The sequence below is a fragment of the Arthrobacter sp. Soil736 genome, assembly GCF_001428005.1.
Lineage (GTDB): Bacteria > Actinomycetota > Actinomycetes > Actinomycetales > Micrococcaceae > Arthrobacter.
This window is the reverse complement of the sequence record NZ_LMSB01000074.1, coordinates 1-18,876: the sequence shown is the minus strand read 5'-3', so window position 1 is coordinate 18,876 and position 18,876 is coordinate 1. Positions and strand designations below refer to the sequence as shown.

General features: G+C 68.2%; 17 protein-coding genes. 7 read left to right on the top strand and 10 right to left on the bottom strand.

Annotation, left to right across the window (positions count from 1 at the left end; translation table 11 throughout):
• Positions 1-23: 23 nt before the first annotated feature.
• Positions 24-1,175: a glutamate--cysteine ligase gene (locus tag ASG92_RS26290; RefSeq protein WP_056635823.1), complete on the top strand. Its 1,152-nt coding sequence runs from the start codon at positions 24-26 to the stop codon at positions 1,173-1,175.
• Between the two features lie 67 nt (positions 1,176-1,242).
• Here the strand turns inward: ASG92_RS26290 and tsaD are convergent, their stop codons facing one another.
• The 6 genes from tsaD to ASG92_RS26260 form a co-directional block, all read right to left on the bottom strand.
• Positions 1,243-2,370, bottom strand: a complete 1,128-nt coding sequence (gene tsaD / locus ASG92_RS26285) for a tRNA (adenosine(37)-N6)-threonylcarbamoyltransferase complex transferase subunit TsaD (RefSeq protein ID WP_056635820.1) — start codon at positions 2,368-2,370, stop codon at positions 1,243-1,245.
• Entirely contained in the window at positions 2,367-2,909 is a 543-nt protein-coding gene (gene rimI, locus ASG92_RS26280; RefSeq protein WP_082579769.1) for a ribosomal protein S18-alanine N-acetyltransferase, read from the bottom strand. Before rimI ends, tsaD begins: the two co-directional genes overlap by 4 nt.
• Before the next feature lie 89 nt (positions 2,910-2,998).
• A complete protein-coding gene (gene tsaB / locus ASG92_RS26275) occupies positions 2,999-3,670 on the bottom strand; it encodes a tRNA (adenosine(37)-N6)-threonylcarbamoyltransferase complex dimerization subunit type 1 TsaB (protein WP_056635817.1) in 672 nt (223 codons plus the stop codon).
• A complete protein-coding gene (gene tsaE / locus ASG92_RS26270) occupies positions 3,670-4,299 on the bottom strand; it encodes a tRNA (adenosine(37)-N6)-threonylcarbamoyltransferase complex ATPase subunit type 1 TsaE (RefSeq protein ID WP_056635814.1) in 630 nt (209 codons plus the stop codon). The genes tsaB and tsaE overlap by 1 nt, the downstream gene beginning before the upstream one ends.
• The gene (alr, locus tag ASG92_RS26265) at positions 4,296-5,519 is read right to left on the bottom strand and encodes an alanine racemase (RefSeq protein WP_157372506.1); all 1,224 of its coding nucleotides are present in this window, start codon (positions 5,517-5,519) and stop codon (positions 4,296-4,298) included. Before alr ends, tsaE begins: the two co-directional genes overlap by 4 nt.
• A 70-nt stretch (positions 5,520-5,589) precedes the next feature.
• The gene (locus ASG92_RS26260; RefSeq protein WP_056635806.1) at positions 5,590-6,681 is read right to left on the bottom strand and encodes a carbohydrate kinase family protein; all 1,092 of its coding nucleotides are present in this window, start codon (positions 6,679-6,681) and stop codon (positions 5,590-5,592) included.
• 154 nt (positions 6,682-6,835) lie between these two features.
• Here ASG92_RS26260 and ASG92_RS26255 point away from each other — a divergent pair, with 154 nt between their 5' ends.
• Positions 6,836-8,284 carry a 6-phospho-beta-glucosidase gene (locus ASG92_RS26255; RefSeq protein WP_056635803.1) on the top strand — a complete coding sequence of 483 codons (1,449 nt, stop codon included), beginning with the start codon at positions 6,836-6,838 and terminating at the stop codon, positions 8,282-8,284.
• Between the two features lie 21 nt (positions 8,285-8,305).
• Here ASG92_RS26255 and ASG92_RS26250 read toward each other — a convergent pair whose 3' ends face one another.
• Entirely contained in the window at positions 8,306-8,704 is a 399-nt protein-coding gene (locus ASG92_RS26250) for a helix-turn-helix domain-containing protein (protein ID WP_056635802.1), read from the bottom strand.
• Positions 8,705-8,806: 102 nt separating this feature from the next.
• On the opposite strand from ASG92_RS26250, the gene ASG92_RS26245 reads away from it, so the two are divergent.
• Positions 8,807-9,679 (top strand): SDR family oxidoreductase, encoded by an 873-nt coding sequence (locus ASG92_RS26245; RefSeq protein WP_056635799.1) that lies wholly within the window; start codon positions 8,807-8,809, stop codon positions 9,677-9,679.
• A 126-nt stretch (positions 9,680-9,805) separates the two neighbouring features.
• Here ASG92_RS26245 and ASG92_RS26240 read toward each other — a convergent pair whose 3' ends face one another.
• On the bottom strand, positions 9,806-11,080 hold the full coding sequence (locus ASG92_RS26240) for a nucleotide disphospho-sugar-binding domain-containing protein (protein WP_056635796.1): 1,275 nt from the start codon (positions 11,078-11,080) through the stop codon (positions 9,806-9,808).
• 200 nt (positions 11,081-11,280) lie between these two features.
• On the opposite strand from ASG92_RS26240, the gene mshA reads away from it, so the two are divergent.
• The 3 genes from mshA (at position 11,281) to ASG92_RS26225 (ending at position 15,433) form a co-directional block, all read left to right on the top strand.
• Positions 11,281-12,558: a D-inositol-3-phosphate glycosyltransferase gene (gene mshA, locus ASG92_RS26235; protein WP_056635793.1), complete on the top strand. Its 1,278-nt coding sequence runs from the start codon at positions 11,281-11,283 to the stop codon at positions 12,556-12,558.
• Positions 12,559-12,608: 50 nt separating this feature from the next.
• A complete protein-coding gene (locus tag ASG92_RS26230) occupies positions 12,609-14,291 on the top strand; it encodes a formate--tetrahydrofolate ligase (protein ID WP_056636174.1) in 1,683 nt (560 codons plus the stop codon).
• 488 nt (positions 14,292-14,779) lie between these two features.
• Positions 14,780-15,433: a DUF559 domain-containing protein gene (locus ASG92_RS26225; protein ID WP_346763010.1), complete on the top strand. Its 654-nt coding sequence runs from the start codon at positions 14,780-14,782 to the stop codon at positions 15,431-15,433.
• Positions 15,434-15,514: 81 nt separating this feature from the next.
• Here ASG92_RS26225 and ASG92_RS26220 read toward each other — a convergent pair whose 3' ends face one another.
• Positions 15,515-16,114, bottom strand: a complete 600-nt coding sequence (locus ASG92_RS26220; RefSeq protein ID WP_082579758.1) for a DUF2306 domain-containing protein — start codon at positions 16,112-16,114, stop codon at positions 15,515-15,517.
• A 66-nt stretch (positions 16,115-16,180) separates the two neighbouring features.
• On the opposite strand from ASG92_RS26220, the gene ASG92_RS26215 reads away from it, so the two are divergent.
• Positions 16,181-16,825: a MerR family transcriptional regulator gene (locus tag ASG92_RS26215; protein WP_240987322.1), complete on the top strand. Its 645-nt coding sequence runs from the start codon at positions 16,181-16,183 to the stop codon at positions 16,823-16,825.
• Between the two features lie 212 nt (positions 16,826-17,037).
• Here ASG92_RS26215 and ASG92_RS26210 read toward each other — a convergent pair whose 3' ends face one another.
• Positions 17,038-18,789, bottom strand: coding sequence for an IS1634 family transposase (locus ASG92_RS26210; protein WP_200952099.1), 1,752 nt, complete (start codon positions 18,787-18,789; stop codon positions 17,038-17,040).
• Between the last annotated feature and the right edge of the window lie 87 nt (positions 18,790-18,876).

Sequence of the window (18,876 nt, the reverse complement as noted above, 5' to 3'; positions counted from 1 at the left end):
CAGCAGAACAGCGAGAGGAACACATGAAGATTGATTTCGCTTCATCCCGGCAATCAACTCTTGGTGTGGAATGGGAACTCGCCCTGGTTGATGCGCAGACCGGTGAATTGGCGTCCGTGGCGAACGAGGTCCTGCGCGGGGTTTCCGCCAACCACCCCGAGCTGAACGAGGACGACGAACACCCGCACATCAAGCAGGAACTGCTCCTGAACACCGTGGAACTTGTGACCGGGATCTGCGAGACCGCCGCGGAAGCCAAAGAGGACCTTACCCGGTCCCTGGCCGCCGTCCGCGAAGTCACCGATCCCATGGGAGTGGAAGTCTTCTCCGCGGGCAGCCACCCTTTCAGCCCTCCGCAGCTGCAGCCGGTCACGGACAAGGAACGCTACGCCAAGCTGATCGACCGGACGCAGTGGTGGGGCCGCCAGATGGTCATCTACGGCGTGCACGTGCACGTGGGCCTCGACCGTCGCGAGAAGGTCCTCCCCGTGCTGGACGGCCTGGTCAACTACTTCCCGCACTTCCAGTCGCTGTCCGCCTCGAGCCCGTTCTGGGGCGGCGAAGACACCGGCTATGCGTCCCAGCGCGCCCTCATGTTCCAGCAACTCCCGACGGCGGGACTGCCGTTCCAGTTCCGTTCGTGGGAAGAATATGAGTCCTACGTCCAGGACATGTTCACCACCGGCGTGATCGATACGCTCTCCGAAATCCGCTGGGACATCCGGCCGGTGCCGAACCTCGGCACCATCGAGATGCGCATCTGCGACGGCCTGGCCACGCTTGAAGAAGTGGGCGCCGTTGCAGCCCTCACGCAGTGCCTGGTGCACGAGTTCTCCACCACGCTGGACAACGGCGGAACCATTCCCACCATGCCGCCGTGGCATGTCCAGGAAAACAAGTGGCGCGCTGCCCGGTACGGCATGGATGCGATCATCATCCTGGACGCCCAGGGCAACGAGCGGCTGGTCACCGATCACCTGCTGGAGACCCTGAACCGGCTGGAGCCCGTCGCCGCGAAGCTGGGCTGCCCCGACGAGCTGGCCGACGTCGAAAAAATCATCAGCCGCGGAGCCGGCTACCAGCGCCAGCGGCGCGTGGCCGCGGAAAACGGCGGAAACCTCCAGGCCGTGGTGCTGGACCTGGTCAAGCAGATGCGGAACGGACCCACGGCGTAGGGCCGCCCGTCCGGTTGAAGTCCCCACCGGTGAAGTCCCCGCCGGCTGCTGCCGGGCTCCGGGCCGGTTAGACGGCTGCCGCCTGGGCAGCTTGTGGTGCCGGCGCCGAAACCGTGGTCACGGGCATCGACGAATCCGGGGCGAAGCCGATGCCGCTGGGTTCTATGCCCGCCATGACCAGCTGGGCGCCGAGGGCGGCCACCATGGCGCCGTTGTCCGTGCAGAGGTCCAGCGGGGGCACATGCAGCCTGATCCCGGCGGCGGAGCAGCGCTGTTCGGTCAGCTGGCGGAGGCGTGAGTTTGCCGCCACTCCGCCGCCCAGCAGCACATTGGTGATGCCGTGCTCCCGGCAGGCAAGAACCGCCTTGGACGTGATGACGTCCACCACCGCCTCCTGGAACGCTGCGGCGATGTCCGCCACCGGAACGGCCTCCCCCCTTGCCTCGAACTGCTCCACGCAGCGGGCCACCGCGGTTTTCAGCCCGCTGAAGGACCAGTCGTAGCGGTGCCGGCCGGGCTCCTCTGCGGTGCCCATGTACTTGGGCTGCGTCAGTCCCCGGGGGAAGCGGATGGCCTTGGCGTTCCCCTCGCGGGCCAGCCGGTCGATGGCCGGGCCTCCGGGATACCCCAGCCCCAGGATCCTCGCCACTTTGTCGTAGGCCTCCCCGGCGGCGTCGTCAATCGTGGAACCAAGCATCTCGACGTCGTCCGTGATACTAAGGATCCGCAGGATCTCCGTGTGCCCGCCGGAAACCAGCAGGGCGCCCAGGTTCTCCGGAAGTGCCGGACCGGCATCCCCGGCCCCGCCGGGACGTGAGTCCAGGAGGCCGACGCCCACATGGGCGACGAGGTGGTTGATCGCGTACAGGGGTTTGCCGGTAGCGACGGCCAGGGCCTTCGCCGCGCACACCCCCACCATCAAGGCCCCGGCCAGCCCGGGTCCTGAGGTGACGGCGATGGCGTCGATCTCATCCAGCTTGACGTCCGCCTCTGCGAGCGCGGCCTGGAGGGTCGGAACAAAGGCATCGAGGTGCGCGCGTGATGCGATCTCCGGAATGACACCGCCGAACCTGACGTGTTCGTCCATCGAGGAGGACACCGTGTTGGTCAGCAGGTCCGTTCCGCGGACTATGCCGACGCCGGTTTCGTCGCACGAGGACTCGATGCCGAGCACGAGTGGCTGCGAACGGTTCATTGCTGGTCTGCCTTCGTCGGAGTGTTCTCGCCGGAACGGCGCGGGTCATGCTGCTGAACAGCGTCCTGGTGTTCTTCTGCTGCGTGGATGACGTCCTCATGCAGGGCCAGGACGTCTTCCAGCTGGAGCCTCATGATCAGGGCGTCCACGCCGTCACGGTAGTACTTCCGCCGCACGTGGATCTGCTCGAACCCGAACCGCCGGTACAGCTGCTGCGCGCGCGGGTTGTCCGCCCGGACCTCGAGCAGCACGTCCGCGGCGCCGCGCCGCCGCCCCTCGTTGATCATCTCCGTGAGCAGCGCGGAGCCGATGCCCCTGCCCTCATACTCCGGCACGACGGCGATCGTCTGGACGTCCGCAATCGGCTCGACGCACATCAGGCCGGCGTAGCCGACGATCCCGTCCGGCGCCTCGGCAATCAGGTACCGGCGGGTTTCGGGCTGGGCCAGTTCGTCGACGAACATGCGCAGCGGCCACGCGTCCGCGGGAAAGAGGCGGACCTCCAGCTCGTGGACGGCGGGAATGTCAGCCGGCAGCATGTCGCGCACCGTCACTCCGGTGTCGGTGCGGCCGGGTCTTCCGGGCAGGCTTGGCTTTCCCGGCAGGCTTGGCTTTCCGGGCAGGCGGCTCACAGGGCCCGCTTCCGGGGGCCGGGAATCTGGGCGTCGGACTCGCGGAGGTACAGCGGCGTGGAGTCGAGGAGCGTCTCCCCCGCCTCCAGCCGGGCGAGCGCGAACTGGCCCAGGTACAGCGCGTCCGGATGCTCCTCGCTGAAGTCCGGATCCGCGCGGAGGATATCCGAATACAGTCCGGCGCCGGCTCCGTAGGCCGGCAGATCCGGAAGATCCGCGGCGAAGCCCACATGCGGCCCGTCCACCAGCTTCGGGAGCTGGCCGGCGGTGAGCGTATACCGGGCCCAGTACACCTCTTTGCGCCTGGCGTCCGTGGCTACGAGGAACTCGGCCGGCGCCTCGGTGGATTCGGCCACTTCCAGGGCGACGGCGTCCAGGCTCATGAGCCCGTAAAGCGGCTTGTTCCAGACGTGGGCCAGCGTGCGGGCCGTCGCAATCCCGGACCGGAGGCCGGTGAAGGGTCCGGGGCCCACGCCGACGACGATCGCGTCGATGTCCGCCCCGGTCACGCCGGCTTCGGCCAGCAGTCCCTCAATCCCCGGCGCAAGCACCTCGGCATGCGTCCGCGTGTCCTCGGTGGAAAAGCTGCCCACGACGCCTTCCATGGCATCGTCGGACATCAGCGCGGCGCTGGCCACGGCGGAGGTGTCGATGGCAAGAATGAGCATCAGGGGGTCCCTTCGGAGGCCTGCTTGAGCACGGGCTGGTCCGCCCAGCGCGGACCGAAGCCGCGGATGATGATGGTGCGGGGCTCGTCGTCGTCCTCCGCGCCGAAGTCCAGGACCACTTCCGCGTCCGGTGTGGCGCTGCCGCCCGGTGCCGCGCTGCCGCCGGCCGCTTGCGCTGCCGCCGCGCCGCCGATGGAGCGGTGCAGCTCCACCTCGAGCCGGCTCTCGCTCAGGTGTTCCACCCGGTCGCGTCCCCACTCCACCACGGTGACCGAGGAGTCGAGCGTGTTTTCCAGGTCAATGTCGTCGATTTCCGACGCCGAACCCAGCCGGTAGGCGTCAACGTGCACCAGGTCGGGCCCGCCCGGGCGGGGCCCGTCGGGGAGGTTCGGGTGGATGCGCACCAGCACGAACGTGGGTGAGATGATCCCCTCCCGCACCCCGAGGCCCTCGCCGAGCCCCTGCGTGAACGTCGTCTTGCCGGCGCCCAGTTCTCCGGTGAGGACCAGCAGGTCCCCCGCGCGAAGCACCTCCGCCAGCGCCGCGCCCAGCGCGTGAGTCTGCTCCGCCGTCGAGACCTTCAGGGTCTGGACCCAAAGGGGCGCGGTGCCGGCCGCCGGAAGGTTCACGGCTCTGGCTTTTCGTTAACAACAAGCGATTCGTTGATGTAGGTCCGCGGCACACGCGGGCTGATGCGCGTCACGATCTCGTAGTTGTTGGTGCCGGCGGCGCGGGCCCAGTCATCGGCGGTGGGGCCGCCGTCGGCGCCGTCGCCGAAGAGCTCCGCCTCGGCTCCGAGGACGCTGTGCCCGCCGGCGGAGACGTGCCGGGGGCCGAGGTCGATCACCATCTGGTCCATGGCGATCCTGCCCACCACGGGGTAGGTCACGCCTTCCACGCGGACGGGGCCGCCGGTGGCCACGCGGGGGACGCCGTCGGCGTAGCCCATCGGGATGAGTCCCAGGGTGCTGGCGCCGGCAGTGCGGTAGTTGTAGCCGTAGGAAACTCCCTGGCCGGCCGGCACGTCCTTGCAGTGGGCCACCACGGTGCGCAGGGTCATGGCGGGGCGGAGGCCCAGCTCAGCGGAGGTCTGCCCCTCGAACGGCGACAGTCCGTAGATGCCCAGGCCCACCCTGACGAGGTCGAAGTGCGTGTCCGGCCGGGACAGCGTGGCCGGGGTGTTCGCCAGGTGCCGGACTTCCGGGTCCACGCCGGCGTCCTCGGCAATGGCGAGGACTTCGCGGAACGCCGCGAGCTGCTCATCCGTTTCCGGGCGTTCGGGTTCATCGGCGACGGCGAGGTGCGAGAAGATGCCCACCACGCGCAGCAGTCCCTCGTCCTGGTACTCCATGGCCTCGCCCACCAGACGGTCCCACTGTTCCACGGTGGCGCCGTTACGCCCGAGGCCGGTGTCCACCTTCAGGTGGATGCGTGCCGGCCGCTCCTGTTCGCGGGCAGCCGCCACGATCCGTTCCAGCTCCCAGCCGGAGCACCCGATGTCGACGCCGGCAGCCACCGCCGCGCCGAAGTTGCTTTCCGCCGTGTGCAGCCACGCGAGCAGCGGCGCTTCAATGCCGGCGGCGCGGAGGGCCAGGGCTTCGGAAATATGCGCCACTCCCAGCCAGCCGGCTCCCGCTTCGAGGGCGGCGCGGGCCACCGGCACCGCGCCGTGGCCGTAGGCGTCCGCCTTCACTACCGCCATGACCCGTGCCGGCGAAGCGGCGGCGGCAAGGCGGCGGACGTTGTGGCGGATGGCCTCGAGGTCGATGACGGCCGACCGTTCATAGGACGGCGGCCGCACGGCGCCTGATACGGGCGGGAGGTCTCCTGTTGCTGCTGGATAAGTCACTCTACTGATTCTAATGCTGGCGTTGCGGGCCGGATAATTCCCCCGAAAACGGGATGTTCCTCAGGCCACGTCAGGCGTCCGAAAGGTGCGCGATGGTGGCCGCCGCCCTCCGCTGGGCTTCCGGGGGCACGTCGCGGACGATGTCTGCGAGGAACGCGTAGCGGCGCAGCCACTGGCTTCCGCGGCGTTCCGGACGGGCGTTGGCGCGCTTCCACCAGTCGGCGATGTCGCCCCAGCCCGGCGCCGCTAGGGATCCGCCCACTTCCTGCACGGCCAGCGAGGCGCACAGGTTGGCGAACCGCAGCCGGTCTCCCAGCGGCCACCCCGCCAGGCAGCCGACGACGAACGCCGCCCCGAAGCAGTCCCCGGCTCCCGTGGGATCGTAGGCCTTCACCGGCAACGACGGCACCCACTCCTCCTCGCCCGTTTCGGAGTCCACGGCCATGGATCCCTGCTGCCCCAGCGTCACCACCGCCACTGGCACGCGGTCCGACAGTGAATACAGCGCGGCCCACGGATCGTTCTTGCCGGTGAAGGCCATGGCCTCACGCTGGTTGGGCATGAAGGCATGGAAGTACTGCAGGTTCTCCAGCCGCGCCTGCGACCATTCGCCGCTGGGGTCCCAGCCGACGTCGCCGAACAGTTTCACGCCCTCACGGTGGGCCTCAAGTGCCCACGGTTCCAGCTCGTGGCCCAGCTCCGCCACCGCGGCCAGCGCGGGCGGCGGCCGGCCGATCAGTTCGGATGACGACACCGGCGCGGGATGCCCGTGGGTCACCATGGAGCGGTCGTGGTTCACGCTCAGCGAGACGGTCACCGGCGAATGCCAGCCCGGAACGCGCCGGGACAGGGACAGGTCCACATGCTCCTGCCCTGCGAGGATCTTCCAGTTGTAATCGCCGTAGCCGTCATCGCCGAAGGCCGCCGCCAGTCCGGTCCGGAGACCCAGCCGGGCAGCAGCAATGGCCTGGTTGGCCACGCCGCCGGGGCAGCTTCCCATCCCTTCGCTCCAGATTTCGGTTCCGGCTTCGGGCGCTTGCGGCAGCCCCGTGAAGATAATGTCCTGAAACACCGTCCCGGCCAGCAGCAGGTCAAAGGCTCCGGCCGACGGCGTGCGGACGGCGTGCAGCGGATCGAAGCGGCGTGCGGGAATCGCATCCATGTTCGGCACATTACGCTGTGGGCCTTGTGGTTGAAACCCCGAGACCTGGGGGTACTGCCGGTCCGGCGGCGTCTGCGCCCGGTCCGTGACGGCGTGGACGGTGTCGGCGCGTGGGGCGGGTGCGCAGGGGGCGAGTGCGCATAGACTCCTTGCCATGCGGCTCATGATCGCCGGTGGCGGCGGATTCCGGGTTCCCCTGGTGTACCGGGCGCTCTGCTCGGGGCCTTATGCCGGCCTGGTCCGCGAGCTGGTGCTCTACGACGTCGATCCCGGACGCCTGGCTGCCATCAGCGCCGTGCTGCAGTCCGTGGCCGCGGCGGCCGCCGCGCCGAACGGAAGCTCCGCCGTCGGGCTGCCCCCCAAAGTCACCGCCACCACGTCGCTCCGCGAAGCGCTCACGGGAACGGACACGGTGTTTGCGGCCATCCGGCCCGGCGGAACGGCAGGCCGGATCGCCGATGAGCGAGTCGCCCAGGACCTGGGGCTCCTGGGACAGGAAACCACCGGGGCAGGCGGCATTTCCTACGCGCTCCGGTCCATCCCCGCCATGCTGGAGCTCGCCCGGGAAATGCGGACGCACTGCCCCGACGCCTGGCTGATCAACTTCACCAACCCGGCCGGCATGGTCACCGAGGCGCTGGTGCCGGTGCTGGGCCGGAAAGTCATCGGAATCTGCGATTCCGCGAGCGCGCTTGTCCACCGTGCCGCGCGCGCCGCCGGTGTTCCGCTGCCGGCCGGAAAGCTCGACGGCGTGGGCTACTACGGCCTGAACCACCTCGGCTGGCTGTACCGGCTCGAGTCCGGCGGCCGCGACGTCCTCCCGGAACTGCTGGCGGACGCCGGAGCGCTGGCGGGCTTCGAGGAGGGCCGCCTGTTTCCGCAGCCCTTCCTTCAGGAGCTGGGAGTCCTGCCCAACGAGTACCTTTTCTACTACTACGAGACCTCCCGGGCGGCCGCAGCCATTCGCGCCCAGGGCATGACGCGCGGCGAGTCCATCCACGGGCAGCAGGCGGAGCTGTATCCGCGGCTGGCTGCGGCCGGGGACGCTGCGTTCAACCTGTGGGATGCCGCCCGCAGGTCACGCGAGGAGGGCTACCTGGCGGAGGCCCGGACCGCCGGCGAGACGCGCGATGCGGAGGACCTCGCGGGCGGCGGCTACGAACAGGTGGCCTTGGCTGTGATGCGGGCGCTGGCCGGCGGAAGCGCGGGTGGCGGCGGAGGCACCGGCGCTGGGGCGGGCGGCACTGAGCTGATCCTCAACACGCCGAACTCGGCCGTGACCGGGCCTGGCCCCGCGGAGCCGGCGCTCCCCGGGCTGCCGGCGGACGCCGTCGTCGAGGTTCCCTGCACGGTGACGGCCGACGGCGCGGTGCCGCTGGCGCAGGACCGTCCTGCCGGGCCGCAGCTGAGCCTCATGCAGCGCGTGAAACGCGTGGAACTCCTTACCGTCCGGGCCGCTGGCCACGGCGAGCGCGCTGCGGCGCTGGAAGCCTTCGCCGAACACCCGCTGATCGGTTCGGAAAGCCTGGCCGCCGCACTCCTCACAGGGTACGAGGCAGCGTTCCCCGGATTGGCCGGGCTGTGGAAGATGTCAGCCGGATAGGAGCCGGGCCGCCCGCGGGAGTTAACCGGGTTGTGCTGCTTTCCGCGAGGATTGCTCCACGATTTCCTCTGCGTGCGCCGCTATCCACGCGACCAGCGGCAGCATGACCCCGGCAAGGTCGCGCCCGCTGTCCGTGAGGCTGTAGTCGACCCGGGGAGGGATGATCGGCTGCGCGTCGCGCCGGACGAATCCGTCTCCTTCGAGCGTCTTGAGGGTTTGGGCGAGCATCTTCTCGCTGATGCCTTCGGCCCGGCGGCGCAGCTCACTCCAGCGCTGCGGACCTTCGGACAGCGCGACGAGGATCAGGACGCCCCACTTGCTGGTGACGTGGTCGAGGACGGTCCTGCTTGGACAACCCGCAGGGAAAATACCGTCCGCAAAGGGGAAGACCGGGGTGGTGGGCGCGGTACTTACTTTCATACCAGTACCTTACCTGAAAGTGCGTACTCTCTTTTGGGAAGTATCAGTGCGGCCACGCGGTTGGCACCTGTGACAGTCACTCCACTGGTGAAAGGGAAAACCATGACTATCGTTATCACCGGCGCCACGGGGCGCCTCGGCCGCCTTGTTGTTGAAGCACTCCTGGACCGGGACGTACCCGCAGGGCAGATCGTGGCCGCCGGCCGGGATCTGGCCAAGATCGCCGACTTCGCCGAGCGCGGCGTCCAGATCCGCCCGATCGACTACAACGACTCCGATTCCCTGCGTCAGGCCTTCCAGGGCGCCGAGAAGGTGCTGCTGGTCTCCGGGAGCGAAGCCGGCCAGCGCATTGAGCAGCACCGGAACGCGATCGACGCAGCCAAGGAGGCCGGCGTCGGACTGATCGCCTACACCAGCATCGCCAACGCCGACAGCACCTCCATGCAGCTGGCAGCCGAGCATCAGGCCACGGAGGAGGCCCTCCGGGATTCCGGCGTGCCGTTCACTTTGCTCCGCAACAGCTGGTATCTGGAGAACTACACGGATCAGCTTGCCGTGCAGCTCCAGTACGGCGCGGTGCTTGGCAGCGCCGGCGAGGGACGGGTCAGCGCCGCCACCCGGGCCGACTACGCCCAGGCCGCCGCAGCCGTGCTTCTCAAGGAGGGCCAGGCCGGAAAGGTGTACGAGCTCGGGGGCGACGAGCCGTTCACCCTCAGCGAGCTCGCCGGGGAAGTCAGCGCCGCCTCGGGCCAGCCGGTGACTTACCAGGATCTGCCGGCGGAGCAGTACAAGCAGGCGCTCGTTGAAGCCGGACTTCCGGAGTTCTACGCAGCCATCCTGGCCGACAGCGACCTCGGCCTCGCGCGCGGCGATCTGCTGGTGACCAGCGGAGATCTCAGCTCACTTATCGGACGCCCCGCCATCCCGATGCGCGAGGCCGTACAGGCGGCTGTGCGGAGCCACCGCGGGGCCTGAGCCCGCCCCTGGTTTCACCCCTGCACGCCGCGCCTAGCGATCGGCGAAACACGGGAATGGCCGCGGAAGGAATCATCCTCCCGCGGCCATTCCGACCCTACGCCGCTCCCGGCTGCGGCCGTTTGTTCAGGCCTTTTTCGCGGCCAGGATCGTATCCAGCTCGTCCATGAGCCCGTCCACGCCAGGCGAAGCGGCGATCGCTGCGCCGATGCGCCTGCTGCCGGCCTGGTACCGCGGATCGTCCAGGACCTTCCGCACCGCGTCCCGGATGGCAGAGGGCTTCGGACGCCCTGTCTTGAGGTTTATTCCTGCGCCGGCCCAGGCCACCCTGGCCGCTCCCTCCGGCTTGTCCTCGGTATCGCCCGCGACAACGATGGGCACGCCGTTCTCCATCGCGTAGTGAAGCCCGCCGTACCCGCCGTTCGTGACGTAAACGGCGACCTTCGGCAGGAGTTCGGCGTCCGGCAGGAACTCGGCGGCGCGCGCGTTGGCCGGAAGCGGCGGCAGGGCTGACAGGGGACGCCGGCCGGTGCTGACCACCACCGTGACATCCTCCTCGGCCAGCGCTTCGAGCGTCGGGGCGACCAAGGCCGTAAAGTCTTCGTTCGAGACGGTCCCCTGCGTCACGTAGACAATTGGACGCGGGCCGTCGAGATCGCCCCACCAGGCCGGTTTCGCGCTCCCCGTGGCGGCGTGGCGGGACATGGGCCCGAAGAAGCGCAGGCTGTCCGGCGCGTCCGACCTTGGATATTCAAACTCCGGCACGGTGAACTGGGCCATGAGTTCGACGCGGCGGGTCCAGTCGAGGATGAACAAACCGTCCTTCTCCGCACCCACCAGTTCGCGCACGAGGGAGTCGACCTGCCGCTGGCTGTCCCGCAGCACAACATTCATGACCAGCCAGTTCAGCGCCCTGTTCCGCAGACGGGATCCGCGCCCGTTTCCGGGTGGCAGCCCCATACCGTAGGGCGCGCAGTCCTGGCTGGACAGCGTCAGCGGCAGAATGCCGCACGCGATGACGGCAGGACGCTGCTCGCGGGGCAGCCTCGACAGCGTCGCTGCGCCGACAAAGGTCACCTCGGCAAGCACGGCGTCGGTCGGCTCGGCGGCGATCGCCGCCGCCAGGGGCTCGTACTGGCCGCGCGCCGGATCGATCGCGAGCGCGCGGACCCCCTCACGTATAGCCGCAACGCCCGTGGCGGTGCTGGCCTGGGGCGGCGGATACGCAGCCCCCTCGCCCAAGGCAAGAAACTCTGCCCCGAGTGCACGGACAGCGTCCGCGTAGGCGGGACCGGTCAGGAACCGCACCCGGTGCCCGCGGGAGATCAAATGCCGCGCGACCCCCAGCATCGGTGAGACGTGCCCGTCATGCGGTCCGCTGCAAACAATGATTGAGGCCATGGTTGGAGCTTAGGGTGCCGGCATCAGCCCGTCTACCAATCTGGAGGGCCCATTGGGGCGGGCCTTTAGCCGCCGGGATGGCAGGACTGCACGAGCCGCCAACGCTCCGGTTCTTCAGGAGTAGTGTTTTACCGGATGCAGTTCCCACTGGAGCATTTCAGGGCGCCCTTGTGTGCGTCCCGCGAGCAGAGAGGAGAGCCATGACCCTGATCAAGCGCGTGGCCTTCCTGTCGCTGCACACGTCCCCGATGGAACAGCCCGGTTCCGGTGACGCCGGCGGCATGAACGTCTACATCCGCGGCCTCGCCTCGGCACTTGCGGAGCACGGCGTGGAGGTGGAGATCTTCACGCGGTCCACCTCCGCCGGCCAGCCCGCCGTCGAGCATCCGGATCCCGGTGTCTGCGTCCACAATGTGATGGCGGGGCCGCCCCGGAAGCTGCCCAAAGAGGAACTGCCGGAACTGCTGCACAGCATGGTGGCCGAGATCGAACGGATCCGCGAGCGCCAGCCGCACGGCCGCTACGACCTCATCCATTCCCACTACTGGGTGTCAGGCGTGGCCGGGCTGGAGCTGTCCGAAATGTGGGGAGTTCCGCTGGTGCACACGATGCACACCATGGCCAAGGTCAAGAACCTCCTGCTGCAGTCGGGCGAAAGTCCGGAGCCGCGCCGCCGCGAGGACGGCGAACACCGGATCGTGGAAGGCGCCGCGCGCCTGATCGCCAACACCAGCGCCGAGGCCGCCGAGCTCGTGTCGCACTACAACGCGGACTTCGACCACATCGACGTCGCTCCCCCGGGCGTCGACCTCGCCGTCTTCACCCCCGCGTTCCGCAGCCGTTCGCGCGCCGAGCGCGGCATCGCACCGGGCACGTTCCACCTCCTGTTCGCCGGCCGCATCCAGCGGCTCAAGGGCCCGCAGGTCCTGGTGAAGGCCGCGGCGCTGCTCCGCGAGCGCCGCCCGGAGATCGACCTGAAGCTGACGGTTCTGGGGGCCCTCAGCGGCGCCAAGGACTTCAACCTGAAGTCGCTGGTCAGCGCCGCCGGAATGGACGACGTCGTCACCCACCATCCGCCGGTCGGCGCACCGACGCTTGCGGGCTGGTTCCGGTCCGCCGACGTCGTGGTGATGCCGTCGTACAGCGAATCCTTCGGACTCGTGGCGCTGGAAGCCCAGGCCTGCGGCACCCCTGTGGTGGCGACGCGGGTGGGCGGCCTTTCCCGCGCCATCAGCGAGGGCCGCACGGGACTGCTGGTGGACGGACACCGCGCCGCGGACTGGGCCGACGCACTGGAGGCCCTGTACGACGACCCCGCCACGAGGGAGGACATGGGCCGGGCGGCATCGGTCCACGCTGAGAATTCCGGGTGGCAGCGCACGGCGGCCATCACGCTGGAGAGCTACCACGCCGCCGTCGACGAATTTTCCGGCAGCCACAAGGTGCCGGCCGACTACGCGCCGCGGCTCACCGGCTAAGCGCTGACCGGAGAACCCCACAGGATTCCCGCCGACAGTGAAGGACGATGATGTCTGACAGCACCCCCCTCAGCGACCTGGAAATTGCCCGCAGAGCTGTTCTGCGGCCCATCGATGACATCGCGGCCGCGGCCGGAATCGATGCCGAGGCCCTGGAACACTACGGCCGCTACAAGGCGAAGATCGATCCCGCGAAACTGACGGCTCCTGCCGCGGCCGGGAAGGTGGTCCTGGTGTCGGCGATGTCGCCCACGCCGGCGGGTGAGGGGAAATCGACCACGACGGTGGGCCTCGCGGACTCCCTGGCCCGGGCGGGCCACCGCGTGATGATCGCGCTGCGTGAGCCCTCGCTGGGCCCCATCCTGGGCATGAAGGGCGGGGCCACCGGCGGAGGGTTCTCCCAGGTGGTGCCCATGGACGAGATCAACCTGCACTTCACCGGCGACTTCCATGCCGTGACGTCCGCCAACAATGCGCTCATGGCCCTCGTGGACAACCACATCTACCAGGGCAACGAGCTGAACATCGATCCTCGGCGGATGACGTTCAAACGCGTCCTGGACATGAACGACAGGTCCCTCCGGGAAGTGGTGATCGGGCTCGGCGGCCCCACGCAGGGCATCCCGCGGCAGGACGGCTTCGACATCACCGTGGCCTCGGAGATCATGGCGGTGTTCTGCCTCGCCACCGGGATTCCCGACCTCCGCGATCGGCTGGGACGCATCACCTTCGGCTATACCTACGACCGCGCCCCCGTCACCGTGGCGGACCTGGGTGTCCAGGGCGCGCTCACGCTGCTGCTCAAGGACGCCATCAAGCCCAACCTGGTGCAGACCATCGCCGGGACGCCGGCGCTGGTGCACGGCGGCCCGTTCGCCAACATCGCGCACGGCTGCAACTCCCTCATCGCCACCCAGACTGCCCGCCGGCTGGCGGACATCGTGGTCACGGAGGCAGGCTTCGGGGCGGACCTGGGCGCGGAGAAGTTCATGGACATCAAGGCCCGGGTGGCCGATGTTGCGCCCGCCGCCGTGGTGGTGGTTGCCACCGTGCGCGCACTCAAGATGCACGGCGGGGTCGCCAAGGACCGGCTCAAGGAACCGAACGTGGAGGCACTCGCGGCCGGCGTGGCCAACCTCCGCCGGCATGTCCGGAACGTCGAGAAGTTCGGCGTCACGCCGGTGGTTGCCATCAACAAGTTCGCCTCAGACACGCAGGAGGAACTCGACTGGCTGCTCGACTGGTGCGCCGGCGAAGGCGTCCAGGCGGCGGTGGCGGATGTCTGGGGCCGCGGCGGTGGCGGCGACGGCGGCGACGAGCTCGCCGCGAAGGTGGCTGCAGCCGTGGCCGCGCCCAGTTCCTTCCGGCACCTCTACCCGCTGGAGCTGTCCGTGGAGGACAAGATCCGGAGCATCGTCCAGGAAATCTATGGTGCGGACGGCGTGGACTTCTCGGTGCCGGCCCTCAAGCGGCTTGCGGACATCGAGAAAAACGGCTGGTCCGGCCTGCCGATCTGCATGGCCAAGACCCAGTACTCGTTCACCGACGACGCCTCCAGGCTGGGCGCACCCAAGGGCTTCACCATCCACGTGCGCGACCTCATCCCCAAGACCGGCGCCGGCTTCATCGTGGCGCTTACGGGCGCGGTGATGACCATGCCGGGCCTGCCGGCGGTTCCCGCCGCCATGCGGATGGACGTGGACGACGACGGCAATCCGGTGGGCCTCTTCTAGACCCTCTCTCACTTCCCGTCGCCCCCCTCCCCCAACCCTCTCCCACTACCCGTCGCTCCCTCCCCAACCCTCTCCCACTTCCCGTCGCCCCCTCCCCAACGCTCTCCCACTTGTTGCGACGCCCAACCACTACCTGTGGATAACTTCTGCAGCGTCACCGCTTTTCGGGTCAGAATGCCAGCATGCAAAAGAGCAACAATCTGCCCGGGCTGCTTGCAATGGCTCCATTCACGTTCGATTCGGCGCGGGCCCACGGAGTTTCCGCAAACAGGCTGCGGCGAAAAGACGTGGTCCATGTTGGTCGCGGACTCTACCGCCCGGCGGACTGGAGCTTTGAACTGGAGGCCGCAGCGCGGGCCCTGTCTGCGGCGTCGCCCGGGGCCTGGATTTCCCACGTCACTGCCGCACGCCTTCGGTGCCAGTTGTTGCCACCCTGGCTGGCGGACTCGACTGAGCTACATCTGAGCAAGCCCAGGTCCCTGCCCTCGGTGCGCCGCAAGGGCGTACTTGGGCACACCGTACTGGCCCGGGAGGACGAGATTGAATCGGTCGACGGCATCCGCATCAGCACGCGATCGCGGACATGGCTGGATTTGGCAAGACGGCTGTCGGTGAGTGATCTGGTGTGCATGGGCGATCAGATCATCCGTGTTCCGCGGGTTGAATTCGAAGGCCGGACCCAGCCGTTCGATACCCTGGACGGGCTCCGTTCCTTGGTCGGCCGTCATCCGAACCTTCAGGGTGTTGTCCGCGCCAGGGAAGCTCTGGATCTGATGCGGGTCGGCGCCGACTCTGCGCCGGAATCGCTGCTGCGTTTGGCCATGGCCGACGCCGGTCTCCCCGAACCGGATCTCCAACTGGCATTGCGAGTCGGTGACGCCGTGTCACCGACGGCCGATCTCGGCTACCGTCACCGCCGCCTGGCCATCCAGTACGACGGCGGACATCACCTTCTTGACGCGCAGGCCCTAAGTGACAGACGGCGTGACAAGGCTTTCGAATCGGCTGGCTGGACTGTCCTAGTACTTCACAAGGACGATCTTGCTGACGGTTTCCAAACGGCCATCGGGAGGATCAAACGGATACTGCGCACCGCATGGCTGGATCATCCTCATGCATCCGGATTTGCCGACGCGGGGTGAGAGAGCGTCACCTCGAAACGTGCAGGAAGTGAGAGAGGATCGCCCCCAGACGCGCAGGAAGTGAGAGAGCGTCCGGCATTTTCATGAGGATGTCCGGCTGGCTGCTGGTTGTCCTTCCGGTAGTTCGGCCGGTTCTCCCGGACCAGTCAGATCAGCCGGACCCGCCTGCCCGGCGCCTTGTCCCGCTGCCAACACCGACGCGGTCCTCGAACCGGCAGGTCCACCCGTGCGGCCTCCGCGCTTGAGTGAAACGAACACCACCACCACACTCACCACCACGAGCCCGGCCACGTAGAAAGCGGTGGGCGCGTCCTCGGCCAGGAGCTGCGGAATCGCCCGGCCCGGCACCGTAACGGCAAAGATGAACGCCACGGCAATGCCGATGTAGCTGCCGATCATGTTGCCGAGGTGGGACCGGATGTTGCGTCTGATGGCGCTGATGAGCCCGAGGGTGACGGTCACGATGGTGAAAGCGGACAGCCCGTGCAGCCAGGTGAAATGCCCCTCACTGACAATCCAGAAGCTGCTGACGCAGACGTAGTACATCGCGGCCACCCACAGGTACCCCATGGTGCGGTGTATGCGGTCGCGGCGGCGCCTGAAGATCTGGACGGGGCCGATGGCGAGGACGAATAGCGCGGCAACTACGTGGCTGACAAGCAGCGCATTCCAGTGGTCCATAGTCATAGGATAGAACCACTATCCAATGGTGTACATCAAGATAGCAGCCACCGGTTCCGCTATCCAATGACGTTGAACGAGGGAGGCGGATTGCAGCTCAAGGAGCTGAGCGAGCGGACAGGCGTCCCGCCCGCGAGCATCAAGTTCTACCTGCGCGAGGGATTGTTGCCCGCAGGACAGGCCATCACCGCGACCCGGGCGCGGTATTCGCCCCAGCACGCAAGCCGGCTGGAACTCATTCAGGCCCTTCGCCGCGTGGTCGGCCTGAACATCGCACAGATCAGGAAGCTCCTCAAACTCGCCGACGACGGCGTTCCCCGCCTTGAGCTCCTTGCGGCCGTCCAGCGCACGGTGCTGCGGCTGGACGAGGTGGGCACGGAGCACGGTGACATCCGCACTCCGGCGGGCGACGCCGTCGTGCGTTTGCGGAACTGGCCGGACGCGCCCAGCGATGCGAGAAACGCATTGAACGCCCACGTGGCGCTGATGGACAGCCTGAACATTCCGGTGACCACCGAGCTGCTCGATGCTTACAGCAAGGCGCTGGACACCATTGCCGATCTGGACATCGCCGCGACCACTGCGCCTGACGACGTCAACCGGCTGATCATGACGGCCGCCGTCGGCATGCATATGCACAGTCAGCTGGTGCTCAAGCTCCTTGCGTTCGCTCAGGCGAGCCACGCCATCCGGCGCTACGAGGACGCTTAAACCGAAGTTACGCAGGTTGAGACGCCGGAATCCCCGTGTTGGCGGGGATTCCGGCGTTTTTGCTGGGTGGGTGTCTGGCTACTTTCCGTGGGCGGCGGCGACCGGCGCGACGGGCGCGTTCAAGGCCAGCAAGGTCCGAAGTTACGCAGGTTGAGACGCCGGAATCCCCGTGTTGGCGGGGATTCCGGCGTTTTTGCTGGGTGGGTGTCTGGCTACTTTCCGTGGGCGGCGGCGTGCTGGTCGATGAGTTCGGTGGCTTGGCGTTGGGTTGGTGTGGGCAGGGCCAGGAGGTCGAAGGTGGTGGTGCCGGTCGCTCTGAGGGTGTTGCGGGTCCGGGTGGCGAGGTGGCCCAGAAGTGTGCGGAAGCTGCGGGCGGGGTCCCCGTTCTCGAGGGTGCGGGTTGAGGCCTTGGTCTGTGCCTGGGGTGAGCGGGTCGCGGTGGTGACCGGGTTCTCCGGGACCGGTCGGTGCTCGTCGGTGAAGGTCAGCGGGGCCAGGGCCTGGCGCAGATGCCAGGCTAGGTGGGCGGCGAGCATGCAGAGGAACACGTGGGCGCGGGTGCGGTCCTCGGTGTGGTGGTGGATCGGGCGGATGTGCAGGTCAACGGATTTGAGGGACCGGAAGATTTTCTCCACGTTCGCCAGGGATTTGTAGACGCGCACGGCCGCTGCCGTGTCGAGCCGGTCGGCGGTGACGGAGGTGCGGATGACGTAGATCCCGTCCAGGGCGGCTTCGGTGGCGATGGATGCTTCCCGGCGCCGGTAGCTGAAGGTGGTGTCGGTGATGTCAAGGGTGAAGTGTTTGGCCATGTTGTAGTGGTTGATGATTTTTCCGACCCGCACCCCGATCGGCCCGGCGCCCCGCTGGCGGCCGGCGGCCACGGCGGCGGCGATGGTGGCCAGTTCGTCCTCGGTCGCGGCGAGCAGCTCGGTGCGTTTGCGTCCCCGTTCGGCGGCGAGGGCGGGGTTGCGGCAGGCGATCAGCCTCTCGCCGGGGTAGTCGGGGTGGCTGATTTCGGCGAGGTCCTGCTCATCGAACAGGCTCATCTGCAGCGGCCCGTCGTCCTGTGCCAGTGCCTGGATCGCCGGGGCCCGCAGGCAGGTCACCCAGCCCAGGCCGCCGAGCTCGGCCAGGGCCCGGATCCGGGCGCTGGTGATCATGCCCCGGTCCCCGACCATGACCATCTCCTCGACCCCGGCGAGGTCCTTGATCTCTGCCGCGATGCCGGTGAACGCGGCCGGGTCCGCGGTGTTCCCGGGCACGACCCGGACCGCGACGGGGATGCCCGCGGAGGTGGAGAGCATCCCGTATTCGATCTGCTCGACGCCTTTTTTCCTGTCGCGGGAGTAGCCGCGGGCCGCGAGGGGGTTGTGGTGCCCTGTCACCCAGGAGGAAGACAAGTCAAAGAGCGCCAGCTTCCCGGGGTTCGCGGCGGGGCCCAGGTAGCGGCGGGCCAGGGCGGACTCGATCCCTGGCTGGCGGGCCAGGAGCCAGTCCATCGCCCGGTAGGCCTCGTCCGTGGACACCGGCCCCAGGTCGGCGCCGAGGGTGGTGTCTTCGAACCAATGCAGGGAGGCAAGCTTGGACGYCGGCGCGCAGATCCTGGCCGTGATCAGGGCCAGGATGACGTCCCGTTCCCGGCAGGCAGGTCCCAGCATGGCCTCGAACCCGAGCCCGCGGGCCATCTGGTGGACCGCGTCGACGTGCCCGTGCGGCAGGGACCGGAGCACCTCCAGCCCGGCGGTGGCCTCGATGAGGGTCTTTCCGGCCAGGGCGGCCCGCAGCGACTCGACCGCGTGTTCCGGCAGGGCCGCGAGGTTCGCCAGTGTCTCGTGCTTGACCTTCGCACCCTCGCGGTACGAGCGGCGCAGCAGCACGGACTCGTACTCGACCGTTTCCCCGGCCTTGTTCACCCGCCGCGACTTCGTCCGGGCTACATGCACTGCCTGCTGCGTCTTCGCCATGGCACCAGTCTAGAAGGAAATAGAGGGGAACAGCGTAAGGCACGCCAATAATTTAGTGGCTACAAATGGTGATACAAAAGAAGGGCC